Here is a 3476-nt window from a genome sequence, read left to right as displayed (position 1 = left end):
TCCGGGGCGGGCGGGATCGTGTCGAAGCTGAACACGCGCGTGCGCGCCGTGTCGACGGGCTCGAGCGCGTTGCGCGTCATGATCGGCCAGCCGCCCACCGAGATCCACCCGGCCAGGTCGGGGTACCGGTTGGTGGCCGTCGCGATGACCTCGCCGGCGCGCACGATGTCTTCCTTCACGTCGAACGTCTCGACGATGGTGATGCCGGCGTGCTGCTTGAGCACGTCGTTGACGCCGTCGAGGCGCCGCTGCAGGTTGTAGGACCCGAGGCTGGTCATGAGGGCGACCTTGCCCTTGCCACCGAGGGCGTCCACGGCCTCCTGCGCCAGGCGCTGGCCGGCCTTGAAGTCGTCCACGCCGTAGTAGGCCATGCGCTGCGAGGTCGGTGCGTCGGCATCCCACGTGATCACCGGGATGCCTGCGGCGATGGCCTTGTCGATCACCGGCGCCAGGAAGTCGCCGTTGGTGCACGAGATGGCAATGCCGTCGACGCGCTGCGAGATGAACGACTCGAGCACTTCCTTCTGGCGCAACTGGTCGGCCGACTCGGGGGCGCGCCAGATCACCTCGATGTTGCCGAGTTCCTTGGCCTTCCGCTCGGCCCCGATGCGGGCGTAGTTGAAGACCGGGATGTCGAGGGCCTTCGGGATGACGGCGAACCGGAGCGTCTTCGGCCCGGCCGGCGGCGGCGTGGTCGAGCCGCCTCCGCATGCGGAGGTCAACAGGCCGAGGCACAGGAGCGTGAACAGTCGTCGCATGGGCGTCTCCGCCGCGCCTGTCCCCGTGCCGCGACACGCGCCACAGGGGGAGGCAAAGTTCGGCGTGGGCGGATTGTAGCCCAAAGCCCGCCGCCCCCTGCCTCGGGAGTTGCCCTCGGACGCGCCCACGAACGAGACTGGTCGCGCCATGACCCGACGCGACTTCCTCTCCACCACCCCCGCCGCCGCCCTCACGCTCGCCGGAGGGACCGGCGCCGCCCAGCAGCCCGGCGGAGCAGGCCGACAGCTGTACGAGCTCCGCCGCTACCGCATCCGCACGGGCGTCATGCGCGACACGACGCGGGCCTACCTGAAGGACGCCCTGCTGCCGGCGCTGACGCGGCTCGGCCTGGGTCCCATCGGGATGTTCGACGTGACCACGGGCGAGCCGCCGACCTGCGTCGTGCTGATTCCGCACGCCAGCGCCGACTCGGCGGTCACGCTGGGGCGGCGCCTGATGGCCGACGCCGCGTACGTGAAGGCTGGCGCGCCGTTCCTCGATGCCCCGGCTGACCGGCCGGCCTTCGACCGCGTCGAGAGCGCGCTGCTGCTCGCCTTCGAGGGCATGCCGCAGCTCAAGGCGCCCGACACCAGCAAGCCCCGCCTGTTCGAGATCCGCCGCTACGAGGCGCCCAGCCAGGTGGCGGGCCTGAAGAAGATCGAGATGTTCGACACCGGCGGCGAGCTGGCCATCTTCCGCAAGGTGGGGCTCACACCCGTGTTCTTCGGCCAGACGCTGTTCGGCGTGCGACTGCCGCAGTTCGAGTACATGCTGACCTACCCGAGCATGGCCGACCGCGAGCAGCAGTGGAACGCGTTCCGCAACGACCCCGACTGGAAGGTGCTGTCGCAGAAGGAGGAGTACAAGGACGCGGCCATCATGTCGGGCGCGACCTCGACGTACCTCGCGCCGCAGCCGTGGTCGCAGATCTAGGTGGTACAGAGGTAGGGCGGCATGTCCCGCGACACAGAGGTAGGGCGGCATGTCCCCATGCCGCCGTTAGTGCAACGGCGCGATGAGGACATCGCGCCCTACCTTGCTACACCTGCTTGGCGCGGCGGGCGCGATCGGCGGCGACGGCGAGCACGATGATGATGCCGATGATGATTTCCTGGACGTAGTTCGGCCAGCCCATCTGCTGGCTGCCGTTGCGCAGGAAGGCCATCACCAGCGCGCCGATCAGCGACCCGACGATCGTGCCCTCGCCGCCCGACAGGCTGCCGCCGCCGATCACCACCGCCGCGATCACGTCGAGCTCGGTGCCGATCGCCACCGTCGGATCGCCCTGCCGCAGCCGCGACATCTGCATCACGCCCGAGAGCCCGAACAACAGGCCGGCCAGGCCGTAGATCCACACCTTGAGGCGATCGGTCTGCACGCCGCAGGCGCGCGCGGCCGCCTCGTTGCTGCCGAGGGCGAAGACCCGCCGCCCGAACACGGTGCGCTGGAGCAGGAACGTCGCGGCCACGGCCAGCACCAGCGAGATCCACACGCCGGGCGCCACGAGCAGCCACGTCGGCGTGGGGAACGTCACCGCGAGTTCGTTGACCCACGTGGCCGGGGCATTGACCGTCTGCTGGTCGGCGAGCCACTTGGCCACGCCGCGCGCGATGCCGAGCATGCCGAGGGTCGCGATGAACGGCAGCACCTTCAGCCGCGTGATGGCCAGGCCGTTGACCAGGCCCACGATCCCGCCCGTGACGACGCCAGCGAGGATCGCCGCCAGGGGCGGGTACCCCTCGCGCAACCCGAGCGCGGTGACCACGCCCGCGAGCGCGATCGTCGATCCGACCGCCAGGTCGATGCCGCCGCTGATGATGATGAACGTCATCCCGATCGCGCCGAGCGCGACGATGACCGTCTGCGCGAGGACGATGCGGAGGTTCCGGGGCGACAGGTACTGCGCCGGGTCGTCGCTGAGCACGGCGAAGATGCCGATGACCAGCACGAGCCCGAGGATGGGCGCCAGCACGGAGAGACGAGCGCGCAGGTTCGAGAGCATGGCAATTGTCACTGTGGTGTCCCGATGGCCGCCGCCATCACCGACTCGGGCGTCCATGCGGCGAGCGGGCGCGTCGGCGTCAGCGTGCCGCGGCACATCACGGCCAGCGAGTCACACAGGCCGAACAGTTCCGGCAGGTACGAGCTGACGATGACCACGGCGCACCCCTCGTCGGCGGCCTGCGCGATGGCCTCGTACAACTGCACCTTGCTGCCGACGTCGACGCCCCGCGTCGGCTCGTCGAGCAGCCACACGGTGGCCTGCTGGTGCAGCAACCGCCCCACGGCGACCTTCTGCTGATTCCCGCCAGACAGCGTGCGCACCGCCTGCAGCGGGGTCCGCGCCTTCACCTTCAGCTGATCGACCCAGCGCTGTCCCTGCTCCCGCTGCGCGCGGCCATCGACGACGCCGCGGCGGCTGACCGAGTCGTACCGGGTGCAGGTCATGTTGTCGGCGATCGACATGGGCAGCGTGAGACCCTCGCCCTTGCGGTCCTCGCTCAGGTAGCCGAGGCCCGCGGCCAGGCGGTCCCACGGCGTCATCCGGTCGATGGCGATGGCCCGGCCATCGACGGCGAGGCGCCCGGCAACGGCGCGTTCCTCGAGTCCCATCAGGCCACGCAGCAGTTCCGTCCGCCCGGCGCCGACCAGGCCCGCGATGCCGACGATCTCGCCGGCCCGCACGCGCAGCGACGCCTGCTCCACGCGGCCCTCGA

At 70.5% G+C, this 3476-nt stretch carries 4 protein-coding genes; 1 reads left to right on the top strand and 3 read right to left on the bottom strand.

All coding sequences use genetic code 11. From position 1 onward, the window contains the following. A partial coding sequence (locus tag ACIRDX_RS21820; RefSeq protein ID WP_396627531.1) for a substrate-binding domain-containing protein occupies positions 1–758 on the bottom strand: 758 nt, incomplete at its 3' end. A 148-nt stretch (positions 759–906) separates the two neighbouring features. Between ACIRDX_RS21820 and ACIRDX_RS21815 the strand changes: the two genes are divergently transcribed. Next, positions 907–1692, top strand: coding sequence for an NIPSNAP family protein (locus tag ACIRDX_RS21815; protein WP_396627530.1), 786 nt, complete (start codon positions 907–909; stop codon positions 1690–1692). 106 nt (positions 1693–1798) lie between these two features. On the opposite strand, the gene ACIRDX_RS21810 is transcribed toward ACIRDX_RS21815, so the two are convergent. Both ACIRDX_RS21810 and ACIRDX_RS21805 read right to left on the bottom strand, forming a co-directional pair. Continuing rightward, on the bottom strand, positions 1799–2773 hold the full coding sequence (locus ACIRDX_RS21810; protein WP_396627529.1) for an ABC transporter permease: 975 nt from the start codon (positions 2771–2773) through the stop codon (positions 1799–1801). Beyond that, positions 2770–3476: ATP-binding cassette domain-containing protein (locus ACIRDX_RS21805; RefSeq protein ID WP_396627528.1), on the bottom strand; the 707-nt coding region annotated here is incomplete at its 5' end. The genes ACIRDX_RS21810 and ACIRDX_RS21805, both read right to left, overlap by 4 nt.

Source organism: Luteitalea sp., assembly GCF_044337415.1.
In the GTDB taxonomy this organism is placed as follows: Bacteria; Acidobacteriota; Vicinamibacteria; order Vicinamibacterales; family Vicinamibacteraceae; genus Luteitalea.
Note: the sequence above shows the minus strand (reverse complement) of the source record. Positions and strands in the feature narration are given on the sequence as shown.

What these genes read in the sequence shown, in the direction of transcription:
- ACIRDX_RS21815 (WP_396627530.1), top strand. Translation starts at nt 907, where the DNA reads ATGACCCGACGCGACTTCCTCTCCACCACCCCCGCCGCCGCCCTCACG.